21 protein-coding genes and 1 pseudogene are annotated in these 23,382 nt (G+C 56.3%); 9 read left to right on the forward strand and 13 right to left on the reverse strand.

The genetic code is table 11. The annotated features are described in order from the left end of the window. The first annotated feature begins 123 nt into the window (after positions 1–123). Complete coding sequence (gene sdeA, locus BVU99_RS18605; protein ID WP_043141656.1) at positions 124–1,311, forward strand: multidrug efflux RND transporter periplasmic adaptor subunit SdeA; 1,188 nt, start codon at positions 124–126, stop codon at positions 1,309–1,311. Between the two features lie 24 nt (positions 1,312–1,335). Further along, the gene (gene sdeB / locus BVU99_RS18610; RefSeq protein WP_043141659.1) at positions 1,336–4,479 is read left to right on the forward strand and encodes a multidrug efflux RND transporter permease subunit SdeB; all 3,144 of its coding nucleotides are present in this window, start codon (positions 1,336–1,338) and stop codon (positions 4,477–4,479) included. A gap of 65 nt (positions 4,480–4,544) precedes the next feature. On the opposite strand, the gene BVU99_RS18615 is transcribed toward sdeB, so the two are convergent. From BVU99_RS18615 to hinT, 9 genes are all read right to left on the reverse strand, one after another. Beyond that, entirely contained in the window at positions 4,545–5,024 is a 480-nt protein-coding gene (locus BVU99_RS18615) for an Rrf2 family transcriptional regulator (protein ID WP_025302433.1), read from the reverse strand. 264 nt (positions 5,025–5,288) lie between these two features. Next, entirely contained in the window at positions 5,289–5,825 is a 537-nt protein-coding gene (locus BVU99_RS18620; protein ID WP_167325016.1) for a glycine zipper 2TM domain-containing protein, read from the reverse strand. A gap of 357 nt (positions 5,826–6,182) precedes the next feature. Continuing rightward, positions 6,183–7,487, reverse strand: a complete 1,305-nt coding sequence (locus tag BVU99_RS18625; RefSeq protein WP_004928794.1) for an NAD(P)/FAD-dependent oxidoreductase — start codon at positions 7,485–7,487, stop codon at positions 6,183–6,185. A gap of 333 nt (positions 7,488–7,820) precedes the next feature. Next, a complete protein-coding gene (gene ycfP / locus BVU99_RS18630; RefSeq protein WP_099817315.1) occupies positions 7,821–8,363 on the reverse strand; it encodes an alpha/beta hydrolase YcfP in 543 nt (180 codons plus the stop codon). A 79-nt stretch (positions 8,364–8,442) separates the two neighbouring features. After that, positions 8,443–9,462: a beta-N-acetylhexosaminidase gene (gene nagZ, locus BVU99_RS18635; protein ID WP_049207136.1), complete on the reverse strand. Its 1,020-nt coding sequence runs from the start codon at positions 9,460–9,462 to the stop codon at positions 8,443–8,445. A 38-nt stretch (positions 9,463–9,500) separates the two neighbouring features. Next, entirely contained in the window at positions 9,501–10,367 is an 867-nt protein-coding gene (thiK, locus tag BVU99_RS18640; RefSeq protein WP_043141671.1) for a thiamine kinase, read from the reverse strand. Beyond that, positions 10,348–10,938, reverse strand: coding sequence for a penicillin-binding protein activator LpoB (gene lpoB / locus BVU99_RS18645; protein WP_025302429.1), 591 nt, complete (start codon positions 10,936–10,938; stop codon positions 10,348–10,350). The genes thiK and lpoB overlap by 20 nt, the downstream gene beginning before the upstream one ends. A 26-nt stretch (positions 10,939–10,964) precedes the next feature. Next, positions 10,965–11,354, reverse strand: coding sequence for a YcfL family protein (locus BVU99_RS18650; RefSeq protein WP_025302428.1), 390 nt, complete (start codon positions 11,352–11,354; stop codon positions 10,965–10,967). Between the two features lie 11 nt (positions 11,355–11,365). Further along, positions 11,366–11,716 carry a purine nucleoside phosphoramidase gene (gene hinT / locus BVU99_RS18655; RefSeq protein ID WP_004928776.1) on the reverse strand — a complete coding sequence of 117 codons (351 nt, stop codon included), beginning with the start codon at positions 11,714–11,716 and terminating at the stop codon, positions 11,366–11,368. A 221-nt stretch (positions 11,717–11,937) separates the two neighbouring features. Between hinT and BVU99_RS18660 the strand changes: the two genes are divergently transcribed. Beyond that, complete coding sequence (locus BVU99_RS18660) at positions 11,938–12,843, forward strand: transporter substrate-binding domain-containing protein (protein ID WP_025302427.1); 906 nt, start codon at positions 11,938–11,940, stop codon at positions 12,841–12,843. Here the strand turns inward: BVU99_RS18660 and BVU99_RS18665 are convergent. Continuing rightward, on the reverse strand, positions 12,840–13,217 hold the full coding sequence (locus BVU99_RS18665; RefSeq protein ID WP_072271517.1) for a helix-turn-helix domain-containing protein: 378 nt from the start codon (positions 13,215–13,217) through the stop codon (positions 12,840–12,842). The genes BVU99_RS18660 and BVU99_RS18665 overlap by 4 nt on opposite strands. A gap of 99 nt (positions 13,218–13,316) precedes the next feature. On the opposite strand from BVU99_RS18665, the gene BVU99_RS18670 reads away from it, so the two are divergent. After that, positions 13,317–14,066, forward strand: coding sequence for an SDR family oxidoreductase (locus BVU99_RS18670; RefSeq protein WP_043141680.1), 750 nt, complete (start codon positions 13,317–13,319; stop codon positions 14,064–14,066). A gap of 51 nt (positions 14,067–14,117) precedes the next feature. Here the strand turns inward: BVU99_RS18670 and BVU99_RS18675 are convergent, their stop codons facing one another. After that, positions 14,118–14,636 carry a nuclear transport factor 2 family protein gene (locus BVU99_RS18675; protein ID WP_043141683.1) on the reverse strand — a complete coding sequence of 173 codons (519 nt, stop codon included), beginning with the start codon at positions 14,634–14,636 and terminating at the stop codon, positions 14,118–14,120. A 158-nt stretch (positions 14,637–14,794) separates the two neighbouring features. On the opposite strand from BVU99_RS18675, the gene BVU99_RS18680 reads away from it, so the two are divergent. Further along, on the forward strand, positions 14,795–15,718 hold the full coding sequence (locus BVU99_RS18680) for a LysR family transcriptional regulator (RefSeq protein WP_025302423.1): 924 nt from the start codon (positions 14,795–14,797) through the stop codon (positions 15,716–15,718). Here BVU99_RS18680 and BVU99_RS18685 read toward each other — a convergent pair. Beyond that, positions 15,710–17,014 carry an Nramp family divalent metal transporter gene (locus BVU99_RS18685; RefSeq protein ID WP_033642695.1) on the reverse strand — a complete coding sequence of 435 codons (1,305 nt, stop codon included), beginning with the start codon at positions 17,012–17,014 and terminating at the stop codon, positions 15,710–15,712. The two genes, BVU99_RS18680 and BVU99_RS18685, sit on opposite strands and share 9 nt — an antisense overlap. Positions 17,015–17,244: 230 nt before the next feature. On the opposite strand from BVU99_RS18685, the gene mntR reads away from it, so the two are divergent. From mntR to BVU99_RS18700, 3 genes and pseudogenes are all read left to right on the forward strand, one after another. Next, positions 17,245–17,715: a manganese-binding transcriptional regulator MntR gene (mntR, locus tag BVU99_RS18690; RefSeq protein ID WP_099817316.1), complete on the forward strand. Its 471-nt coding sequence runs from the start codon at positions 17,245–17,247 to the stop codon at positions 17,713–17,715. Positions 17,716–17,725: 10 nt separating this feature from the next. Further along, positions 17,726–18,106 (forward strand): annotated as a pseudogene (locus BVU99_RS18695) (DDE-type integrase/transposase/recombinase); the annotation flags it as partial. A gap of 313 nt (positions 18,107–18,419) precedes the next feature. Next, positions 18,420–19,778, forward strand: coding sequence for a hypothetical protein (locus tag BVU99_RS18700; protein ID WP_099817317.1), 1,359 nt, complete (start codon positions 18,420–18,422; stop codon positions 19,776–19,778). A 911-nt stretch (positions 19,779–20,689) separates the two neighbouring features. Here the strand turns inward: BVU99_RS18700 and BVU99_RS18705 are convergent. Further along, positions 20,690–22,009 (reverse strand): hypothetical protein, encoded by a 1,320-nt coding sequence (locus BVU99_RS18705; protein ID WP_099817318.1) that lies wholly within the window; start codon positions 22,007–22,009, stop codon positions 20,690–20,692. An 812-nt stretch (positions 22,010–22,821) separates the two neighbouring features. On the opposite strand from BVU99_RS18705, the gene BVU99_RS18710 reads away from it, so the two are divergent. Beyond that, on the forward strand, positions 22,822–23,316 hold the full coding sequence (locus tag BVU99_RS18710; protein ID WP_099817319.1) for a gamma-glutamylcyclotransferase family protein: 495 nt from the start codon (positions 22,822–22,824) through the stop codon (positions 23,314–23,316). Positions 23,317–23,382 lie beyond the last annotated feature (66 nt).

Here is a 23,382-nt window from a genome sequence, read left to right on the forward strand (position 1 = left end):
TAACGTTGGGCCATAACAAGGCACAACGCCCCTTCCGCCGAACGCAGGCATACATGAAGGGAAAGCCCGGAAAACAGGGCTGGGTATGGGGCCAGACAGCGCTTACTTATCGGAATAAAAATAATGGCAAATCAACCAAACTCATCGTTCAACGCCGGCGGCCGCACGCGCGCCTTCGCTCTGGGCCAGCGGCTCTCCGGGGTGGCGCTGCTGGCCGCCCTGCTCGCCGGGTGTGACAACAGCGTCGCGCACAACGCCCCGCCACCGCCGCCGGTGGTCAGCGCCGCCAGCGTGGTGGTCAAACCGATCAGCCAGTGGGATGCGTTCAATGGCCGGGTCGAAGCAGTGCAAAGCGTACAGCTGCGCCCGCGAGTTTCCGGCTACATCGAGCGGGTCAACTACACCGAAGGCGACGAGGTGAAGAAAGGCCAGGTGCTGTTCACCATTGACGATCGCACCTACCGCGCCGCGCGCGAACAGGCGCAGGCCGAGCTGGTGCGAGCGCGCAATCAGGCAACCCTGGCGCGCAGCGAATCTTCGCGCACCGAGAAGCTGATCGGCACCCAGGCCATCTCGCAAGAGGTGTGGGAACAGCGTCGTTCGTCCGCCGCACAGGCGCAAAGCAACGTGCTGGCGGCGCAGGCTCAGCTCGATATGGCGCAGCTTAATCTCGACTTTACTCGCGTCACCGCGCCGATCGATGGACGCGCCAGCCGCGCGATGATCACCGCCGGCAACCTGGTCACCGCTGGCGACAGCGCCAGCGTGCTGACGACGCTGGTGTCGCTCGATAAGGTTTACGTCTATTTCGACGTGGATGAAGCCACCTTCCTGCGCTATCAGCAGCAGGGCCGGCACGATGCCCGCCTGCCGGTGAAAGTTGGCCTGGTGGGTGAAGACGGCACCCCGCATCAGGGGCTGGTGGATTTCACCGATAACCAACTGAACGCCGGTACCGGCACCATCCGCATGCGCGCCCTGCTCGACAACCGCGATCGTCGCTTCACGCCGGGGCTGTTCGCCCGCGTGCAGATGCCCGGCAGCGCCGAGTTCAACGCCATGCTGATCGACGATAAAGCGGTGATGACCGACCAAAACCGCAAGTTCGTTTACATCGTCGATAAAGACGGTAAGGCACAGCGCCGCGACATCGACGTGGGCCGCATGGCCGAAGGATTGCGCATCGTGCAGAAAGGGTTGGCAAACGGCGATCGGGTGATCGTCGACGGCATGCAGAAAGTGTTTATGCCGGGCATGCCGGTCGACGCGAAAAGCGTCGCGATGACCACTACCGCTTCCGCACTTAACTAAGCTCCCAGCCGAGACTTCTGACCCATGGACTTTTCCCGTTTTTTCATCGACCGACCGATCTTTGCCGCGGTGCTGTCGATACTGATTTTTGTCGCCGGGGCGATCGCCATCCCGCTGCTGCCGATCAGCGAATACCCGGACGTGGTGCCGCCCAGCGTGCAGGTGCGCGCAGAATACCCGGGCGCCAACCCGAAAGAGATCGCTGAAACGGTGGCCACGCCGCTGGAAGAAGCGATCAACGGCGTCGAAAACATGATGTACATGAAATCGGTCGCCGGCTCCGACGGCGTGCTGGTGACCACCGTCACCTTCCGCCCCGGCACCGATCCCGATCAAGCGCAGGTGCAGGTGCAAAACCGCGTGGCGCAGGCCGAAGCTCGGCTGCCGGAAGACGTACGCCGCCAGGGCATCACCACTCAGAAACAGTCTCCGGCGCTGACGCTGGTGGTGCATCTGGTCTCGCCTTCCGGCAAGTACGATTCGCTCTACCTGCGCAACTACGCCACCCTGAAGGTCAAGGACGAGCTGGCCCGTCTACCGGGCGTCGGCCAGGTGCAGATCTTCGGCGCCGGTGAATACGCGATGCGCATCTGGCTCGATCCTAACAAGGTTGCCGCGCGCGGGCTGACCGCCTCCGACGTGGTGAGCGCCATGCAGGAGCAGAACGTGCAGGTCTCCGCCGGCCAGCTGGGCGCGGAACCGATGCCGACGCGCAGCGACTATCTGCTGTCTATCAACGCCCAGGGCCGCCTGCAAACCGAAGAAGAGTTCGGCAACATCATCCTCAAAAGCGGCGACAACGGCGAGATTGTGCGGCTGCGCGACGTGGCGCGCATCGAAATGGGTTCCGGCAGCTACGCGCTGCGCGCCCAGCTCAATAACAAGGATGCGGTTGGTATCGGTATCTTCCAGTCGCCGGGCGCCAACGCCATCGAGCTGTCGGATGCGGTGCGCGGCAAGATGGCCGAGCTGGCAACCCGCTTCCCGGACGGCATGAGCTGGAAAGCGCCATACGATCCGACGGTGTTCGTGCGCGATTCGATCCGCGCGGTGGTGGATACCCTGCTGGAAGCGGTGATCCTGGTGGTGCTGGTGGTCATTCTGTTCCTGCAGACCTGGCGCGCGTCGATCATTCCGCTGTTGGCGGTCCCGATCTCCGTGGTCGGCACCTTCGCCGCACTGTATCTGCTCGGCTTCTCGCTCAACACCCTCAGCCTGTTCGGGCTGGTGCTGGCGATCGGTATTGTGGTGGATGACGCCATCGTGGTGGTGGAGAACGTCGAGCGCAATATCGAAGAGGGGCTGTCGCCGCTGGCGGCGGCGCACCAGGCGATGCGCGAGGTCTCCGGCCCGATCATCGCCATCGCCGTGGTGCTGTGCGCGGTGTTCGTACCGATGGCGTTCCTTTCCGGCGTCACCGGCCAGTTCTACAAGCAGTTCGCCGTCACCATCGCCATCTCGACGGTGATCTCCGCCATCAACTCGCTGACCCTGTCGCCGGCGCTGGCGGCGCGCTTGCTGAAACCGCACGGCGCGCCGAAAGATATGCCGTCGCGCCTGATCGACCGGCTGTTCGGCTGGCTGTTCCGGCCGTTCAACCGCTTCTTCGCCAGCGGTTCGCAGCGTTACCAGCACGGGGTGTCCCGCGTGCTGGGCCGACGCGGCGCGGTGTTCGTCGTTTACCTGCTGCTGCTTGCCGCCGCCGGGGTGATGTTTAAGACCGTGCCCGGCGGCTTTATCCCGACGCAGGACAAGCTGTATCTGATTGGCGGCGTGAAGATGCCGGAAGGCGCCTCGCTGGAGCGCACCGATGCGGTGATCCGCAAGATGAGCGCCATCGGTATGAGCGTGGACGGCGTCACCGATGCGGTGGCCTTCCCCGGCCTGAACGCGCTGCAGTTCACCAATACGCCGAATACCGGCACGGTATTCTTCGCGCTGGAGTCATTGAGCACCCGTACTCGCACCGCGGCGCAGATCAACGCCGAGATCAACGCGCGCATTTCGCAGATCCAGGAAGGTTTCGCCTTCTCGATCATGCCGCCGCCGATCCTCGGCATCGGCCAGGGTTCCGGCTATTCGCTGTACGTGCAAGATCGCGGCGGACTGGGTTACGGCGCGCTGCAGACGGCGATCAACACGATGTCCGGCGCCATTATGCAAACGCCGGGCATGGGGTTCCCGATCTCCTCCTATCAGGCTAACGTGCCGCAGCTGGACGCCAAAATCGATCGCGACAAGGCCAAGGCGCAGGGGGTGCCGCTCAATGCGCTGTTCAGCACGCTGCAAACCTACCTCGGTTCGTCTTACATCAATGACTTCAACCGCTATGGCCGCACCTGGAAGGTGATGGCGCAGGCCGACGGCCAGTTCCGCGACAGCGTGGAAGACATCGCCAACCTGCGTACCCGCAACGACAAGGGCGAAATGGTGCCGATCGGCAGCATGGTCAGCATCGGCACCACCTACGGCCCGGATCCGGTGATCCGTTATAACGGCTTCCCGGCGGCGGACCTGATCGGCGATGCCGACCCGCGCGTGCTCTCCTCTACCCAGGCGATGGGTGCGCTGACGCAGATGGCCGATAAGCTGTTGCCGAACGGCATGAACATTCAGTGGACCGATCTGAGCTATCAGCAATCGACCCAGGGCAACGCCGCGCTGGTGGTGTTCCCGGTAGCGGTGCTGCTGGCGTTCCTCGCGCTGGCGGCGCTGTATGAAAGCTGGACGCTGCCGCTGGCGGTGATCCTGATCGTGCCGATGACCATGCTGTCGGCGCTGTTCGGCGTATGGTTGACCGGCGGCGACAACAACGTGTTCGTGCAGGTCGGGTTGGTCGTTCTGATGGGGCTGGCCTGTAAGAACGCCATTCTTATCGTCGAGTTCGCCCGCGAGCTGGAAATGCAGGGCAAAGGCATCGTCGAAGCGGCGCTGGAAGCCTGTCGCCTGCGGTTGCGCCCGATCGTGATGACCTCCATCGCCTTCATCGCCGGCACCATCCCGCTGATCCTCGGCCACGGCGCCGGCGCCGAAGTGCGCGGCGTCACCGGCATCACGGTGTTCTCCGGCATGCTGGGGGTCACGCTGTTCGGGCTGTTCCTGACGCCGGTGTTCTACGTCACCCTGCGCCGCCTGGTGGCACGCAAGGCACAGCCGCAGACGGCGTAATCATCGTCTTAACATGCAAAAAGGTCGGGCATTGCCCGACCTTTTTTTATGCATGCGAACCGCGATTATTTATCGGCGGTTTCAGCCTCTTGCGCAGCAGCGTACTCCGCACAGGCGCGCTTGTCGCCCCGCTCCAGTTCGGCCAGCGAATCGGCCACGGTGTGGCGCGCCAGCACCGCAAGCGAAGCCTGTTCGGCCTCGTTTACCACCGACTTGAAATACCAGCAGGCGTTGGCGCTCACCAGGCAGCGAGCCGGCACTTCAGGACGGGAAGCCCAGATGCGCTTGTCGTCGATCACCGCCAGGTAGATGTCCCGCAGGGTGATCTCTTCCGCCGGGCGGCCGAGGTGGATAGAGCCGTTTCGGCCCAGGGTGGAAACGATGATGCCGTCTTTGGTCAGCGGGACCATCAGTTTGCGGATAAAGCTGGGGTTGGCTTCCAGAGCGGCGGCGAGGGTGGCGCTTGTCGAACGCATGCCCTGCTTTTCAGCTACGGCGACGCTAAGGACCATTTGCAACGCTGTCGGAAAGCGAAAATCTAACATGTCGTTATCTCTGCGAGACGAAATACTCGGGTTTGACCGGTGTGGCGATTGGCGCCGATAACACCGCTTAATTGCACAATAATATAACAAACGCGGGGGCTTTTTTGAAGTTTTGCCCAGTGATATCGCACGCAGACATTAGAACGATCGCAAATTCTTAGACAGGCAAAAAACAGAAACCCGCGTCAATGTTAACGCCGCTCGCTTAACCGGGTTAAACGATCAGAACTAACACTGCCCGCGGGTTTAATTCGAATGTGGCGATCAGGCTCTGTTCAGCACCAGCTGGCCGTTTTTATCCAACGGGATTTGCGTGCCCGGATCGTGATCCATGCGGATCTTGCCCTGCTGATTGCCGATCTTGTAGGTCACGTCATAGCCCAGCATTTTCTGGGACTTGTCGTAGACCGTTTTGCAACGCTGCTGAACGCTGGTGCTGACGTCGTTGTTCTGCATCGCCCCTTGCACCTGGTTACCGGCATAGCCGCCACCCAGTGCGCCTACCACGGTCGCCACGTCGCGCCCGCGACCGCCGCCGAACTGGTGGCCGATCACGCCGCCCGCCACTGCGCCCAACACAGAACCGGCGATGCGGTTTTCATCCTGCACCGGTGCACGGTGCGTCACGGTGACGTTGCGGCATTCCTGACGCGGCGTTTTGATGGTTTCTTTAATCGGCGTTGCGGCGAGCACCTGCGCATATTGCGGACCGGCAGAAAAGACGTCGAGGCTGGCTACCGCGGCAATCCCCAGAGCGGCAGCGACACCAATTCCAACACCGGCTAACATTGACTTGTTCACAGGAAACCTCCTGAAAGTGTTACCACGCATTTTTTCCGGGGTCTGTTACCGGCATGGCACCGCGCTTATTATTTTGCGCATGGGCGGCTTGCGGTATCCCGGTTTACGGCGTGCGCGACGCGCCGTCTGTAAACGAGATAAAGTCTGCACAATGATCTGAGGACCCGCAATAAGACAAGGGGACCAAAAATGCGGGAAAACGGCTGTTTTCCCGTTGTTTAGGAGGAATCTTAAGAATTTTACCCATATCGGCGACAGCTTATGCTGAAGAATCAAGCAACCGCCGCCGCTCGCCTCGCGCTGCCATAAAAAAACCCGCGCGGGCGAACCGGCGCGGGTTGGTCGACAAAGGCGGGATCAGTGCATCTTCAGACGCGGACGGATCACCCGGTTAATGCCGCCCACCAGCATCATCAGGCCGGTTTTGATGTAGCCATGCAGCGCCACCTGGTGCATGCGGTACAGCGAGATGTAAACGAAGCGCGCGATGCGCCCTTCCACCATCATCGAGCCGCGCATCAGGTTGCCCATCAGGCTGCCGACGGTGCTGAAGCGCGACAGCGACACCAGCGAGCCGTGGTCTTTATACACGTATGGCTTCAGCGTCTGGCCGTTCATCAGCGCCAGGATATTGGTGGCGCAGCGCGAGGCCATCTGGTGTGCCGACTGGGCGCGCGGCGGCACGAAACCGCCGCCCTCTTTCGGGCAAGAGGCGCAGTCGCCGATGGCGAAGATGTTCGGATCGCGCGTGGTCTGCAGCGTCGGCTCCACCACCAGCTGGTTGATGCGGTTGGTTTCCAGGCCACCGATGTCTTTCATGAAGTCCGGCGCCTTGATGCCGGCCGCCCACACCATCAGATCGGCGTCGATGAACTCGCCGCCCTTGGTGTTCAGGCCTTTGGCGTCCGCGCTGGTCACCATGGTGTTGGTCAGCACGCGCACGCCCAGTTTAATCAGTTCCTGGTGCGCAGCAGCGGAAATGCGCGGCGGCAGCGCCGGCAGAATGCGCTCGCCGGCTTCCACCAGCGTCACGTTGAGCGCGCTGTTGTCCAGGCCTTCGAAACCGTAGCTGTGCAGCTGCTTCACCGCGTTGTGCAGTTCGGCGGACAGCTCAACGCCGGTGGCGCCGCCGCCGACGATAGCGATGTTGACCCGCTCTTTTTGCCCCGGCTGCGCCGAGAACTTCAGGAACAGGTTGAGCATTTCGTTGTGGAAACGACGTGCCTGATGTGGGTTATCCAGGAAGATGCAGTGCTCTTTCACGCCCGGCGTACCGAAATCGTTCGAGGTGCTGCCCAGCGCCATCACCAGGATGTCGTACGGCAGTTCACGCGCCGGCACCAGCTCGCCGCCCTGCTCGTCGCAGATCTGCGCCAGCTGCAGCGTTTGCGTTTCGCGGTTGATGTTGGTCAACGATCCCAGCTGGAAGCTGAAATGGTGATTGCGCGCGTGCGCCAGGTAGCTGAGCGCATCCACGCCGTCATCGAGGGAACCGGTTGCCACTTCGTGCAACAGCGGTTTCCACAAATGGCTGTGGTTGCGATCCACCAGCGTGATCTCCGCTTTGTTCTTGCGGCCAAGTTTATGGCCCAGGCTGGTCGCCAGCTCCAGACCACCGGCGCCGCCGCCAACAATAACGATTTTCTTCTTTGGCGTTGTCAAAATAACCCCCTAAATGTGAACCATTTGTTATCCCAGGGTAAATAAATAATATCCTTAGAATACATAGGGTTCGCGTAAAATAAATCGGCTCTCTGAAGCCAGAATAGCATGTGAGGTTATTTGGTCATACCAAAATTGACGTACATCAATTTTTTTTGGTTAAAGGCTGGACGAGGGGATTTTTTGGGGATTGCGATTCAAATAGTTAGCGCTGAGTCACAGTTTTAAATTTTGCCGATTGCCACGCAAAATCTGGCTTTGACGCACAAAAAAGCCGCACTTTCCGTCGGTGAAAAGCGGGGGAGAGCGGCTCGCGGCAGCGTTATGAAACTGTTAACCCAGCTCCTTGAACGCCTTGAGCCGCTGCAGATGCGGCGAGATGTTTTTGAACTTGTGCGTCTGCTGTTCATCCCAGACGATTTCGTAGTAGTGATGCAGCAATTCGGCACTGCGCCGGTTATCCAGCACCTCGTCGTGGCGCGACAGCACCACCAGACAGCGATCGCGATTTTTCTCGCGGAAATCCTCCACGCACTTGGTGGCGATATCGCGATACTCTTCCGGCCGGTCTATCTTGCCGTGCATGTGTTCTTCCGGGTACAGATTGGGATTGAACATCGCCTGGCGAATGCCGCACAGGAAGCCGATGCGCTCCGCCCAGAAGCCGCCGAGGCCGACCCCGCAGATCAACGGGTGCGCGTCGCCACCCTGCTGCACCGCCTTGTCCACCTCTTTCAACAGATGCTGCATGTCGTGACGCGGATGCAGCGTGCTGTAGCTGATAAAGCGCACGTCCGGATCGATAAACTGCAGCTGTAACACCTTTTCATGATTGCCGGGGCTGGTGGAATCGAAGCCGTGCAAATAGATAATCATGTGGATCCTCGCAACAAGCCAAGGGCCGCGGGCGCGGCCCTCATCATTTCCGCTCTGCGCCGCGGTGCGGCGCCTGGATTCACCCTTGCGAACGCTGCTTGTGCTCCTCCCAGCGTTCGCTCAGCGCGCTGAGCGCCTTGTGCGCCTGCTGCCAGCGCTCGGAGTCGCGCAGTTCCTGACGGGTGAACTGACCGCGATGATATAACCGCTTCACCTTCTCTGCTTTGACCGGGGACAGGTTATCCAACACGCTGACCGCACCTTCGCGGTGGTTGCACACCAGGATCATGTCGCAACCGGCATCCAGCGCCGCCTGGCCGCGCTCGGCGTAGCTGCCCATGATCGCAGCGCCTTCCATCGACAGATCGTCGGAGAAAATCACGCCGTCGAAGCCCAACTCCTGACGCAGGATCTGCTGCAGCCAGTAAGGCGAGCCGCTGGCCGGACGCGGGTCCGCTTCAGTATAGATGACGTGAGCCGGCATGACGGCGTCCAACAGCTGACGGTTGATCAGCTCGCGGAAGATCGCCATGTCGTGCTCGCGGATCTGCGCCAGCGGTCGCGGATCGCGCGGCGTTTCCTTGTGCGAATCGGCGCTGACGGCGCCGTGCCCCGGGAAGTGTTTACCGGTGGTTTTCATGCCGGCGCTGTGCATGCCGAGGATGAAGCGTTCCGCCATCGCCAACGCCTGCTGCGGATCGCTGTGGAACGAACGTTCGCCGATCGCCGCACTGCCGTGGCCGATATCCAGCACCGGCGCAAAGCTGATGTCGATATCCTGCGCGATCATTTCCGCCGCCATCAGCCAGCCGGCCTCCTGCGCCAGACGGCCGCCTTCCTGCGCATCGTGCAACGCGGCAAACGACTGCGCCGCCGGCAGACGGGTGAAGCCCTCGCGGAAGCGCTGCACGCGCCCGCCTTCCTGATCTACCGCCACCACCAGCCGATCGTGCGATTCGGCGCGGATCTGGCGCACCAGTTCACGCAGCTGCTCCGCATCGTGGAAGTTGCGGGTAAACAAGATCAATCCACCAACCAGCGGATGTTTCAAAATCTCGCGTTCTTCTGCATCCAGCTCGTAGCCGGCGACATCTAGCATTACTGGGCCCACGGGCACCTCACTTCATTATTGTTCGTTCAGAATTCGGATGATGATAAACAGAATCGCCGGCGCAGCGCCGCGCCCCAGCGCAAAAATTCGGCGTCGCCGCTCTGCTGCCAGCGCACTTCAAACCACAGCAGCATCAGATAATCCACCCACGGCAGCCAGCGCTGCACCTGCGCCTGCAGCCGGGCGACGTCGTGATAGCCCTGACGCGCGTAGTGCTGCAAAAAGCGCTGCTGCGCCTCCGCCGCCCAGCCGTTGCCGCGAAACAGCGCGGCGATATCCAACGCCACATCGCCGTCGGCGGCATACTCCCAGTCGATCAGCCGCAGCCCCTCGCCGGTCGCGAGCAAATTGCCCGGATGGATGTCCATGTGTAGCGGCGCCAGGCGTAATGGCCGCGGCGGCGCGCAGCGTAAGAAATGACGCTGCCAACTCAGCCAGGCGGGGGTTAAACGCCGCGTATCCAGCTGCTGCCAGTAGCGGCGGAACTGCCGCCGCAGATCCAACCGGTAACCACTGAGCGGCCGCCGGTGCAGCGTCGCCGCCATCGCCGCCAGCTCGCCGCGCTGATTCAGCCTGTCAAACTCAGCTTCTGTGACGACGTCACCTTCGAGCCATTCGAGGACAAGCCACTGATTATTCTGCGCGAAAACACGTGGCCCCAGCCCCGGCGCGCAGCGCCTCAGGACCTGCGCCTCCCGCCGCCTGCTCACGCCCAGCGCGCGTTTCTCCGCGCTGTTTTGTCGCGCCAGCAGCGTGATGCCCGAACCGTCGATACGCCAGCTCTCGCCGGTCAGCCCCTGCACCGGGCTGAAATGACAACCGGCGGTATTCACCGCCGGCAGTCTGGTTTCCATCAATCGTCGCAGCGCGGCCTCAGCGTTTAACGGCGCCATTGCCCGACCAGACGATCTCGCCGGTTTGCACCAGCATCAGCTGCATATCCAACGCCGGCGACTTCACGTCGCCGCTGACGTCGCTGTACAGCACGTACTGCGCACCGACGATGCGCGCCAGGCCAATCGCCTTGCTGCGCGAGCCGAAGCTGTCATCCGCCGACAGGCCCAATGTTTGTCTGGCGCTGGTCAGCTTCGCTTCCGGCACCACGCTGAAGGTGGAGTTCGACGCCAGCGCCTTATACAGCGCCGCGGTGGCTTTGCCCATCTGCAGCGAGCCGTTGGTGTTGTTCTTGACGCTGTCCAGCAGCAGCACGCTGCCGGCCGTGACGCCATCGGCCTTCAACATCTGATTTACCAGCGGCTGAACGCTGCCCAGCCAGTCGAGCTGCTGGATTTTCGGCGGCTGCGGCACCGGCTCGGTAGTTGGCGGCTGCGGCTGCTCGACCGGCGGCGTCGGCTGTTCTGGTTCGACGGTGACCGGCGGCAACGGCTGATCCGGCTCAGGCGGACGCGACAGACAGCCGCTCAGGGTGAATGCGGCCAGCGCCACTAAGACGTACTTTTTCATGCTTTTTCTCCAAACCTGGCAAGCGCTTACAGGTACAGATACAGACGCGCGCTTTTAGCTTCCAGATTACCGTTAATCGAGTAGATTTTGGCGTCTGAGTTAGGCGCCACGACGATCTCACGCGGTTTCTCGAAGGGGCGAATATCCAGCCCCTGCGCGTCGTACCAATAGAAACGATAATGCACGGTGACCGGCGTCGGTTGGCTGTTATTGAGCACCGAAGTCGCCATCACCCGGCCGGAAGCGTTCGAGACAGAGGGCGTATCGGCAAAAATGCCGGCGGTCAGCACCGAAGGATCCATCACCACCGTTTGCCCCCGGTTAACCGCGATGCCGGATGGCGAACTGCACCCCATCAGCAACGCGGCGGGCAGCGCCAACGCCATCAGACAACGCAGAGTTTTTTTACCGCGCATGATTTCCTCGCTTAACGTGACAGCAGCGGCCCCAGCGAGCGGCCACCGACCAGGTGCATATGAATATGATAGACCTCCTGACCGGCGTGGCGGTTACAGTTGACGATCAGGCGGTAGCCGTCCTCGGCGATGCCTTCCTGTTCGGCGATCTTCGCCGCGGCGGTGATCATGCGGCCCAGCGCGGCTTCGTGCTCGACGGTCACGTCGTTGACGGTTGGGATCAGCACGTTGGGAACGATCAGCACATGGGTAGGCGCCTGGGGGGAGATGTCACGGAAAGCGGTGACCAGTTCATCCTGGTAAACCACATCAGCAGGGATTTCGCGGCGGATAATTTTACTGAAAATCGTTTCTTCGGCCATCTGGCGTTCCTTGTTTTACACAATTAGCTGTACGCAGTATGAGTGACAAATTCTACTGCTTTCAACCTGATTGCGCACTTTCCACGTCGAGTGCTGCAGATTCGCGCAGGCCGTCGCCCCGCTTGTGCATCTTTTCACTTTGGTTATTCACTATTGTTGCTTTACTTGCCCCGCGCCGCCGCCAATAGTAACCCCATGATTAACAAAGGATAGAGGGCACTATGCCACTGAAGATTGCGGCGCTGTGCGCGCTGTTGCTGAGCGCTGCCGTGCAGGCGGCCACGACGGGCGGTATCGACCTGCAGGCTAACCGAGAGCCGATACGCACGGAGAAAAACCCGGCGGCTATCGCGCTGATCCCGGCGAACTTTCACTTCGCGGTGCCCGGCAAGCTGACGGTGGCGGTAGCATTCGAGAACTCCCCGCCGCTGGCGCTGTTCGCCGAAGACAATAAAACGCTGATCGGCAGCGATCCGGACATCGCCCGCCTGGTGGCCGACAGCCTCGGGCTGGAGCTGAATCTGGTGCCCACCTCCTGGGAAGATTGGCCCTTGGGCATCAGCGCGGGCAAATACGATGCGGCGATCTTCAACATCGCCGTCACCAAACAGCGTAAAACCAAATTCGACTTCGCCACTTACCGGGTGGACACGCTGGGCTTTTACGTCAAATCCACCAGCCACATCACCTCGATCAACCGCCCGCAGGACGTGGCCGGGCTGCGGATCATCGTCGGATCCGGCACCAATCAGGAAAACATTCTGCTGGGATGGGATAAGCAGAATCGCGCCGCCGGGCTGCCGCCGGTGCAGCCGATCTACGTGACCGACGACGCCGCCACCAACCTCAGCATTCAGTCCGGGCGCGCCGATGCGTTCTTCGGCCCCCACTCCACCGGCGCCTACAAGGCGGCGCTGACCGGCAAAACCAAAATGGTCGGCATCGGCCCCAACGTGGCCTACGTCGCGGTCACCACCAAAAAAGGCAACGGGTTGGTGAACGCCGTCAACGCCGCGATCAATGGCGCGATCGTCAGCGGCGAATATGCGCAGGTGCTGGAACGCTGGGGCGAAGGCGACGAAAAGGTCGAGCGCTCAACCATCAACCCGCCGGGCATCGGCGACTAGCTACCGATCAGCTGCGGGGCATGTCGGCGCATCCACTCGGCCAGCGAGTCCAGCGTCGGCCGCAGCGATTTGCCGAGCGTGGTGACCTGGTACTCCACCCGCGGCGGCACTTCGGGATACACCTGCCGCGTCACAAGACCGCGCTGCTCGAACAGCCGCAGCTGGCGCGTCAGCTCTTTTTGCGCAATGGGCGCCACCGCCCGCTGCAGCTCGCTGAATCGCACCGGGCCATCGATCATAATCAGCCGGTACAGGATGGGTATCGCCCATTTGCCCGACACCAGATTGACGAAGTCCACCATCGGGCAGGATTCGCCCGCCGTCGGCAACGCCGACAAATTATTTTTCGCCGCTAAGGGCGCGCGCGCCGTCATTTCATCCCACCTCGTCCTTTAGTATCCAAAAGGTGCCTACTATGCAAAAGGAACTATAGCGCAAATAATGCCGTAACAGACGTTAAAGAGGAATCGGTTATGTCACGACTGCAAGGCAAATACGCATTGATCACCGGCGGCACCAGCGGCATCGGGCTGGAAACCGCCCGCCAATTCATCGCAGAGGGCGCAACGGTGGCGATCACCGGCCGCAGCCAACGCGCCCTGGACGCGGCGGGCCAGGCATTGGCGGGCAACGCGCTGTTGCTGCTGAGCGACGCCGGCGACATCCCACAGCAACGTGCGCTGGCGCAGCAGTTGGAGCAACGGTGGCCGCGGCTGGACGTGCTATACGTTAACGCCGGCGACGTCACGCACCGCCCGCTGCAGGAGTGGGATGAGCAGAGCTACCAGCGGCTGATGGACATCAACCTGAAGGGGCCGTTCTTTCTGATCCAGGCGCTGCTGCCGCTGCTGGCCACCCCTTCCTCGGTGATCCTGTGCGGTTCGGTCAGCGCCCATATCGGTCTGCCGCAAAGCAGCGCCTACGCCGCCAGCAAAGCCGGTTTGTTATCTCTGGCCAGAACGCTCTCCGGCGAGCTGCACGCGCGCGGCATTCGCGTCAACGGCCTCAGCCCCGGCCCGACCGAAACCCCGGCGCTGGGAAAACTGGGGCTGGCGGAAGCGGATGAACGGGCATTGCGCGACGATATCCGCGCGCTAGTGCCGATCGGCCGCATGGGCAGCGCACTGGAGCTGGCCAAAGCGGCGGTGTTTCTGGCGGCGGATGAGTCGGCGTTTATGGTCGGCGCGGAGCTGCAGATGGATGGCGGCGTGGGGAACCTGTAACCGCGCGCGACACCATCAGAAGGCCGCTTGCGCGGCCTTTATCTGTCCTTCTCAACTCACCCCTTGAATCGGGTTGGTATTAAAGGTGTAGACCACGATCTTCCATTGGCCCTGCTGTTTCTCCAATACAAATACTTCACGGTTTAAATCGATCAGGGTGGCACCGTCGCTTATTCGGGTAACCGTTGCCCCGCGATGATGGTGCGTGCGCACATAGGCCATATTACCGCTCACTCTGACGCTGTCATAAGCAAACTCGGTTTCAAATTTCTCGTTTTTAAATAAGTCATCATATTGTTGGCGGCGCTTTTCATTGCTGTCCGCCGTCGGTTTTTCGTTCCATTGTGAGTAACTTTCTGGCGCAAAAAGTGACAAAATCGTTTGCGTATCGCCGGCGTTAAGCGCTGTCTGGTAGCGGTTTATCAGCTCATACACCGCCTTCTGTTCGGCCGCGACGCCCGCCTCTGCGGAAACCCTGTAACTTTGCGATGCGGCCTCGCTGCTTGCGGCATAAGTTTGGCCGCACAAGCCCGCACCCGCCAATAACAATACGGCAGTTAATTTTTTCATATAAATATCCTCTTCGGCATTATTTCATTATGGCAATACAGGATGCGATTTCAGATAAATAAAAACGCTGAAAATAAATTATCCAATGCTGCGTCAAATTGACAGCCGGCATATTTAAAAATACTCTTTTAATAATTTAAATAATGGAAGCCGTTAACATGAATGAACTGCACGCGCTGCGCGTATTCTGCCAGGTGGTGGAAATGGAGGGGTTCAGCCAGGCGGCAACCAAAATGGGGCTCTCCCCGGCCAGCGTCACATACAGCATCAATCAGCTTGAAAAACAGTTCGGGCAACCCCTGTTCAAGCGTTCGACCCGGCGCTTCTCGCTGACCAGCGCCGGGGAGCGTTGCTATCGCACCGCACAAGACATCCTGCAGCAGTTTGACCGGCTGAAAAACGACATGTCGGGCGATTTTGAACAACCGCGAGGACCGCTGCGGGTCGAGATAGCCACGATGCTCAGCAGCATGCATATCGCTCCGGCGCTCCCGGCTTTTTTGGCGCAATACCCGGAATTGCAGCTCAGCGTGTCGGTTAGCGATCGCCTGGTCAATCCGGCGGAAGATCGCGCCGACGTATTTATTCGCATCGGCGCCGGCCACATACCCGAGATGGTCAGCCGTCAATTGCTGCAACCACGCTATTTGTGCTGTGCGTCTCCCGATTATTTTGCGCGCCATGGCCGGCCGGAACACCCGGAACAGCTGCAACAGCATCAGCGGCTGGGATTTATCCGTTCAGGCGCGGCGGCGGCGGACGACTGGCAGTTCATTCGTGGTGACGAGCGCTACCGTCTGGCGCCCAGCCCGCTGCTGAGTTTCAACCATTCACAATCGCTGTGCGAGGTGGCCAGGAACCACCTCGGCCTGGTTTACTTGCTGGACTGCACGCTGGAAAACTATCTGAAGGCAGGCGAACTGGAACCGATACTGCAGGAGTGGGCGCCCACAGGGGCACCGATCAATATTCTCTATCCACGCCTGCGGGATCGCAGCCATAAAATTCGGGTTTTCGTCGACTTCATCAGCGAACTGTTCGCCAACAAATTCGCCGGGCCCCGATCCCGCGTCTCACCCTAACCCAGGGATATCGACGCCGAAAGTCTGCAACAGCAACACCACGTTAAGCAGCACGATCACCACCGTGCCGACCACTGCCGCCAGGCTGGTCCAGCGGCCGTTGGCAAACTCGCCCATGATGTCGCGGCGACGGGTGAACATCACCAGCGCGATCATCGGCGCCGGCAGCGCCAGGCTCAGCACCACCTGGCTGTAGACCAGCGCGTCGGTGGCGTTGACGCCCATCGCCACCACGATAAACGCCGGCACCATGGTGACCAGGCGGCGCACCCACACCGGAATGCGGAAACCGACGAAGCCCTGCATGATCATTTGCCCGGCCATGGTGCCCACCACCGAACTGGAAATGCCAGAGGCGATCAGCGACGCCAGGAAGATACCGGCGGCGGCCGCGCCGAACAGCGGCGTCAGCGTATGGTAGGCGGTGCCAATTTCGGCCACGTCGCTGTTACCGGCGTGGAAAGCGCTCGAGGCCATGATCACCATCGCGATATTCACCAGCCCTGCCAGCGCCAGCGCGATCACCACTTCAATATTGGAGAAACGCAGCAGCTTGCGCCGCTCGCCGTTGTCGCTGGCCGGGCTGCGGTGCTGGGTCAGCCCCGAGTGCAGGAAAATGGCGTGCGGCATCACGGTGGCGCCGATAATGCCGACGGCGATGGTCAGCGCCTGGGCATCCGGCAGTTGCGGCGTCACCATGCCGATCCCGGCCGCCTGCCAGTCCACCGGCACAATGAACATCTCCACCAGGTAGCACAGCGCGATGATGCCTACCAGGCCGCCGATCATCAGCTCGACCGGGCGGAAACCTTTCTTTTCCACCATCAACAGCGCATAGGTGATCACCGCCGTCACCCCCATCCCCGCCAGCAGCGGCATGTGGAACAGCAGCGCCAGTGCGATCGCCCCGCCGAGAAACTCCGCCAGATCGGTGGCCATCGCCGCCACTTCGCTAAGCAGCCACATGCCGATCACTACCGGCCGCGAAAACTGATCGCGGCACATCTCCGCCAGATTGCGGTTGGTGACGATGCCGAGCTTGGCCGACAGCGCCTGGAACAGCATGGCGATCAGGTTGGCCATCACCACCACCCACAGCAGGCTGTAGCCGTATTTCGCCCCGGCCTGGATGTTGGTGGCGAAGTTACCGGGGTCCATATAGGCAATAGAGGCAATCACCGCCGGGCCGGCGAACAGCAGCGGCGTAAAAGCGCCGCGCTTGCGCCCGGCAAGGGCGGCACCAATCGCAATGTTGGTCCGTTCGGTTAACGATGAGGGAGTTGCCGCGTCTCGCATGAAGTACCCTTAATCTTTTGCTGGTTATTTTTCCACCGATCATGCTGACAATGTAGCATCGGCTACACTTTATGCAACAGGCGAAATTAATGGGCTTTGTGTAGAGATATTTCTCACTACCACAATGCGTGGCATCGAATTGATAATGTGTGCTATTTGGACTAACTTAGGGCAACCCTCCCCACATTGCCGGGAGATGCCATTTTTATGCTTACAGGACGCCCCACGCTATGGTTACCCGCGCGCCAGATAACGCCGACCGCCCCGCCCAGACCGACATGCCGGACGAGGCCGAGCACGCCCTGCGTTTTAGCCGCGCCCGCGAAGCGCAGTCCAATGCGCTGATCGAAGATTACGTTGAGCTGATCGCCGATTTGCTGCAAAGCACCCGTGAAGCCAGAACCACCGATATCGCGCGCCGCTTCGGCGTCTCTCACCCGACGGCGATCAAAAATATCGCGCGGTTGAAAAGCGCCGGGCTGGTGGAATCGCGCCCTTATCGCGGGGTGTTTTTAACCGAGGAAGGCGAGCTGCTGGCGCAGAAGGTGCGCCGCCGTCACCGCATCGTGGTCGATCTGCTGATGTGCCTCGGGGTGCCGAGCGAAACTGCCGAGCTGGACAGCGAAGGGATTGAACACCATATCTCGGACGAAACGCTGGCGGTGTTCGAGCATTATTTGCAAAAGCACGCCAAACCCTGACTGCCGAGTGCGTAATCCGGCCTCGCTGGCCACACCAGGATCGCTGAACTAGAGCTGGTCCATTAATTTTATGCACGATGCGCTGGTCTGTGGCAGGCGCTTCCGGACCTTCAACGTGGTAGATGATTTTAACCGTGAAGCACTGGCGATAGAAATCGACCTGAATATCCCTGCTCAGCGAGTCGTCCGGGTGCTGGACAGGAGCGTGGCAAACCGTGGTTACCCGCTGAAGATGCGGATGGACAACGGGCCCGAACTGGTCTCACTGGCGCTGGCACAATGGGCCGAAGAACATGGTGTGCAGCTCGAATTTATCAAGCCGGGTAAGCCTACACAAAATGCTTTTATCGAACAGTTCAACCGAACATACCGGACAGTCGACAGGTTCCTAACTAACCAACAAATACGGTTAAAATTGAGAAGGTCTTGTTGAATTAATGAATATTGCAATCATATGATAATTATAATAATCTCTTTACTGATGTAAGACGCCCCATGGGAAACATTGAGAGAAATACATGTCGAAGTTAATTTTTCACGGCTGAAAGCCATGTGTTTAGCTGAATAAGTTTCTCATTAAGTTACGGATGCTACGTTTGGTTAAGGAAAAAATATCAAATACTTCGAACCACTAGTTTTGCTTACTGGAACAAGATACCCCCCTTTACCAAAATTTTATAATAACCTCTAAAGGATTTAGATGTATGTATATAGATAAAGTTATCAGTTATAAACATGCTTGGGAGATAGTAAGCGATAAGCATATGACTGAGTTATTAGAAATTCAATCTGCACTCGACGACCTGCTTTCTGAAAACATTGAATCAGAAATGCAAGCTGAAAGAATATCCCAAAGAGAGATTTGGGAAAAATTATTGTATAAAATAGGCTGGGAATTAATTGACAGGACTCATTACACAGCAGAGGGAGTACGTATAAATGTAGGCAGACTGGGACCGACAAAAAATGGTTTAAGTGTGACACTTCCTTTTGGTGGTTTCGATACTATAAGTAGATGGATATTTCAACAAAGTACGGTTGCAGTTAAATATGGCCTTATAAAAACCCCAGTCATGCTGGTTCCTGTACGTGATTTATCAAGGGAGTTAGGAAATACTTGGCTGAGGAGAGAAAATTTCGAAATGAATCTAGGTCAAATAGAAATGCTGGCTCCATTAAGTCATCAATATCCTTTTTTGATAATTGGCTACTCCAATAAGAAGTCCATATGTGGACCAGAAATTGTTGAGATAGCATCCGATTCATACGTGAGAGAAGATAAATCTGTTATTGATAGGTGTATTGAATTCCCGTCAGAATATCATCAGGCTGGCTTAGATATTCTAAATTATTTCGGAACTTATCTAAGAGAACAATATCCAGAAGAAAATGCATCCGTTAAAATTGAACAAAAAGGGCTTACAGTTAGATTAGTGATTGAAACAGCAGATGGAAAATCCGAAATAATAGAAAAGGCACTACATGAGTATGAATTAATTATCACAGGAACTGAACCACCAGAAAAATTCTCCAACAATGACAAGCTTATTCTCGAATTAAGAAATGAGATACGCATAGCTAAGTTTAGACTTGAATCGCAACAAGATTTTATTGGAATCCAAAACAATAGAATTGATCAACTGCTTAATATTGTTGGTAATGGATTATCTCAAAAGCATCAAGTAATGGTGGATTTTAAACCAACAATAACACTTTCTAATACCATAACTATTAACCAAAGTGTTGCAGCTGCGTTGAGTTGTGTTACTGAGTTAATGGAAGAACTGCCTGAATCTAGCGAGGCATATTCCACTTTAAAAGAACTTGAAGGTTCATTGATATCAATTGAAACTGATAATGATCAAGAATCAGTGAGAAGGTCACCTGCCATGAGCAAGTTTAAAAGGCTAATAGATAGAGTGACTGACACAGGAAGCAACCTCAATTCCGCGATAAAAAAAGCTGAAAAGGGTTGGGAGATTTTTTCAGATTTAGCTACCCGATACAACAAGCTGGCGGAATGGTGCGGATTGCCCATAGTTCCTTCTATTCTACTGAAATAGAACTAGCGAATTGCTTTTCTTGCGTCCTTTTACCGCATCGCGGACTCCCCTCGATGCGGTTCGTTAATTATCAATTTCCGCTAGCCACTCGATTTTACTGCCTTAGTCCATGTTGTGGCAGTTCAAGTTTTAGCTTACACAAGTTATGCTATTAAAATGAATTAATACTCATAAAATGAATGACCGCAGCAGAGGGACCTAAAAACCCTCATCTTACCGCCTTCACCAAAACACCTTTACGCCACACAACAAGGCGCTTTTTCTTCACATCTATAAACGCACTTCGAATATGATCACTTCGCATCTATGCGTAGATGGATCTGGTAGCGGCTTTGCACAGGATAGACAGAAAAACGATCCCCATCGATCCCCTAATCCGTGCCGTCCCCCCCGCCCCCGCGCTGCATGCTTAAGAATTCGCTTTTTATGCAGTAGGAAAATACCCCGACTCCTTACTGATTGTGGCTTAGAAGGGAGATTAGGTATGCAAAAAAGTATGCAGACTGTTACACTTAGGGTATGCAATAATTTTTTATCTAGAATCAAGGCCTATCCCAGAAAAATGCGCTTTAGGCAAGAGAACGACCACAAGGCATGCCGAGTAACGCGAAACTATCCTGTCACGCCATAATTCTATTTTCAACTGTCGTGTGACATGTCATTTTTATAGCCAAAATCGTCTGTGACATGTCACAACAACAGACCATGAAGCATTATTATATGAATAACTGCGCATAAATATAAAAAACCACCTTTCGGTGGTTACATTGGCTACAACTAACTTAACATGAATTAGCTGAGAACTAACCTGACGTTGTTATGGCTCGTAAAAAATTGAATCTAACAGTCTGTTAAAATTTATAAGCGAACATAACTCCAGCACTTTCGACAGAATAGCTTCCTGTGCCTGATTAATTTTCAGCCAGCTTATAGGATTGAAAATTCTCCATGACCTTCTGAAAGGTGGCGAGATTGGGAGTACTCCTTAGGACTTTAATATTATTCTCACGTAAGAAATCTTTCATATCACCAAAAGTTAACAAGATACAAATCTGTCCTAACCGATGTTCTTGCATCCTCCGCAACAGCGCCGCCAAATTATTGTCACTACCATATTCAAACGACTGAATAGCACCATTTCCTCCTATTATATACTCCTCTGTCTCCGGATTGCTGTGGCGATTGAGCAGATCGAAAGAGAGCGAACTTTGCGGATAGATGTCGGCCTCAGTCTGCCACGCCTCCGCGCTACGAAATATCTCCTCCAACTCGATATCTAATTTATCTCCTTCGGGCAAAGGTCGGGAGTAAATCTCCTCACGCAGTGTTTGAGCAACATTCTGCTTTACACGTCCAATACCTGTGGTGGAAATATTCCTGTTCAGCACCATTTCGCTATCGAGATGCTCACTGTATTTCCAGAATTGATTGACAGTCAATACAGTCAAGCTGATGCATTCTGACAGTAGTCCGACTCCATCACTCCATACCATTACAAGTCCGCTCTGCTTAGCGCGTTGGCAATCATCAGTAATCTTAAATGCCATGCCCTCGAAGTATTTTTTTACTAATTTTCTTGTGCTTAACAGCCCCCTAACCTCATTACTGCGACTCACCGTCGTTGCCAGCGTATGTGGCACCATGGCGAAGAAAGGATCATAGGGCTCACTGGTCTCTATATCGAACAGTGCCTGATAAATGTACAGCTGAAATTCGTTGTCTTGGCCGAGTTTCAGCACTAGCGGTAACACGTATTTTCCGTCAATAATCATCGACCGTACTGAGAATTTAAGCAGAGTATCCCAATGGCTAGCGACGATGATAAACATAAATTCATTGATAAACGGCAACTGCATTTTTATCGCTGTGCTATAGGCCAGTAGCTCCTGGACCCCCTGTCGCTCAGCCCCTTTACGGGTCTTCAACTCCACCAGTAAATAGTGTGCTCCCGGCGAGATCATAATCAGATCGGGGCGCATTTGGGTATGATCTACAGTGGAAATACTGCGATTACCTGCAACGTACTGCACATTACCCAACGCCTCGTACACCTTACGAGCCTTATCCAGTCTATCCATCTGGGTTCGTTCGTTCTCACGTATACCTTTGCGCTGCCATTTCGGCTTAGTTGAAAGTACGTCAGGGTTCACGATATAATCATGAAGCAACCCTTGCCGTGACTTCTCTTCAAACCAGCTCTGTAATTCAGCTTCCGCAATATCTTGCACCATCAGTTTATCCTTGTTTGATACATCAGCCACTCTAATCGCACCGACGGTACGGCAACCAGTTATTCTCACAAGCACTAGTCGCTAACTATCTCATTCCGCCCTTTTACTTGAAGGAGAGTCCGATTATTATCAGAAGATTATTTCATGCTTTTGACTATGGCACAAAAGGAACCAGCGGTTTTGACCACGGTAGCAAAGGGACATCAGAGAGCGGTGATCATGCGCACCAAGGTGGCATGGGCGGGCCAGGTTCTGCATGGGATGGCGATTACATTGTAGGTTCTGACAATGACAACCATCGCACCCGAAATTGGACTAGCGGTAATGGCAATCATAGCCACACCGTTGATATTGGTGCCCACAGTCACACGGTAGATATTGGCGCTCACAGCCACACCGTTGACATTGGAAGCTACACGCACACTATTGACCTGACAATGGAGGACGCGGGGGGTGGGAAGTCAGTCAACATTGTTGAAAGCCACATCAAATTAATGTGCTGGTATCGCGCAGCATAATTACAGTGTTTTAGCTCAGACTTGAGCTGACAGGATTCTTTGTTAGAACACAATAAAATCTGACAGTCTGCAACGAGCGAGGAGCTGACTTTACCCTACACGTCCAGTTCTTCAAGTATTGATAATTAATAGACAGAGGAAGTTTTTTGGTCTTCTTGAATCACAAACTGAAATATGTTATAAAAGAATAAAATTTCAGGTTGCAAACTACTTACTGAAGATTATTGGATGAGGTTTCTGAATCTAGATGAACAGCTTATCCACTAAAAATATTTTTAACTGTGCGGGAAAACCATGTACTACTTCGCATACGGATCTAATATGTCAACCTCTCGATTACGAGAACGAGTCCCAAGCGCAGAATCTCTCGGATGCTTCGTTCTCGGCGAGCACGATTTAAGGTTTCACAAGTCTAGCAAGGATGGTTCTGGAAAGTGTGACGCTTTTCTAACCTCAAACACCGTCAATATCATTTACGGTGTTTTGTTCAAAATTGATCCAAAAGAAAAATCAGCCTTAGATAAGGCTGAAGGGGTTGGATATGGTTACAACGAAAAAGAAATAGTAGTAACAGCTTCTGATGGATCTTTAGTGACCGCAATAACCTACGTAGCTACGAAAATAGACAATAGCCTAAGACCCTATTCTTGGTATGTAAATCACGTATTAGTTGGTGCGAAAGAGGCCTCACTTCCACCAGATTACATTGAAGAAAAAATAGTATCAATTGAGTCAATCGAAGATAGCGATAAAGAAAGAGACATGAAGCAACGTGCTATACATAGCTAACCATATCTGTCACGGTGAGGGTTTTATCTTGAGTCTTTGTACTCCCAGCCGATCAGTGCGAGCTGA

The sequence above is a fragment of the Serratia sp. OLAL2 genome (assembly GCF_002752475.1).
Lineage (GTDB): Bacteria > Pseudomonadota > Gammaproteobacteria > Enterobacterales > Enterobacteriaceae > Serratia > Serratia bockelmannii.

Coding starts and splice junctions, on each gene's coding strand:
- sdeA (WP_043141656.1), top strand. CDS start 124: ATGGCAAATCAACCAAACTCATCGTTCAACGCCGGCGGCCGCACGCGC.
- sdeB (WP_043141659.1), top strand. CDS start 1,336: ATGGACTTTTCCCGTTTTTTCATCGACCGACCGATCTTTGCCGCGGTG.
- BVU99_RS18615 (WP_025302433.1), bottom strand. CDS start 5,024: ATGTTAGATTTTCGCTTTCCGACAGCGTTGCAAATGGTCCTTAGCGTC.
- ycfP (WP_099817315.1), bottom strand. CDS start 8,363: ATGATTATCTATTTGCACGGCTTCGATTCCACCAGCCCCGGCAATCAT.
- nagZ (WP_049207136.1), bottom strand. CDS start 9,462: ATGCTAGATGTCGCCGGCTACGAGCTGGATGCAGAAGAACGCGAGATT.
- thiK (WP_043141671.1), bottom strand. CDS start 10,367: ATGGCGCCGTTAAACGCTGAGGCCGCGCTGCGACGATTGATGGAAACC.
- lpoB (WP_025302429.1), bottom strand. CDS start 10,938: ATGAAAAAGTACGTCTTAGTGGCGCTGGCCGCATTCACCCTGAGCGGC.
- BVU99_RS18650 (WP_025302428.1), bottom strand. CDS start 11,354: ATGCGCGGTAAAAAAACTCTGCGTTGTCTGATGGCGTTGGCGCTGCCC.
- hinT (WP_004928776.1), bottom strand. CDS start 11,716: ATGGCCGAAGAAACGATTTTCAGTAAAATTATCCGCCGCGAAATCCCT.
- BVU99_RS18660 (WP_025302427.1), top strand. CDS start 11,938: ATGCCACTGAAGATTGCGGCGCTGTGCGCGCTGTTGCTGAGCGCTGCC.
- BVU99_RS18665 (WP_072271517.1), bottom strand. CDS start 13,217: ATGACGGCGCGCGCGCCCTTAGCGGCGAAAAATAATTTGTCGGCGTTG.
- BVU99_RS18670 (WP_043141680.1), top strand. CDS start 13,317: ATGTCACGACTGCAAGGCAAATACGCATTGATCACCGGCGGCACCAGC.
- BVU99_RS18675 (WP_043141683.1), bottom strand. CDS start 14,636: ATGAAAAAATTAACTGCCGTATTGTTATTGGCGGGTGCGGGCTTGTGC.
- BVU99_RS18680 (WP_025302423.1), top strand. CDS start 14,795: ATGAATGAACTGCACGCGCTGCGCGTATTCTGCCAGGTGGTGGAAATG.
- BVU99_RS18685 (WP_033642695.1), bottom strand. CDS start 17,014: ATGCGAGACGCGGCAACTCCCTCATCGTTAACCGAACGGACCAACATT.
- mntR (WP_099817316.1), top strand. CDS start 17,245: ATGGTTACCCGCGCGCCAGATAACGCCGACCGCCCCGCCCAGACCGAC.
- BVU99_RS18700 (WP_099817317.1), top strand. CDS start 18,420: ATGTATATAGATAAAGTTATCAGTTATAAACATGCTTGGGAGATAGTA.
- BVU99_RS18705 (WP_099817318.1), bottom strand. CDS start 22,009: ATGGTGCAAGATATTGCGGAAGCTGAATTACAGAGCTGGTTTGAAGAG.
- BVU99_RS18710 (WP_099817319.1), top strand. CDS start 22,822: ATGTACTACTTCGCATACGGATCTAATATGTCAACCTCTCGATTACGA.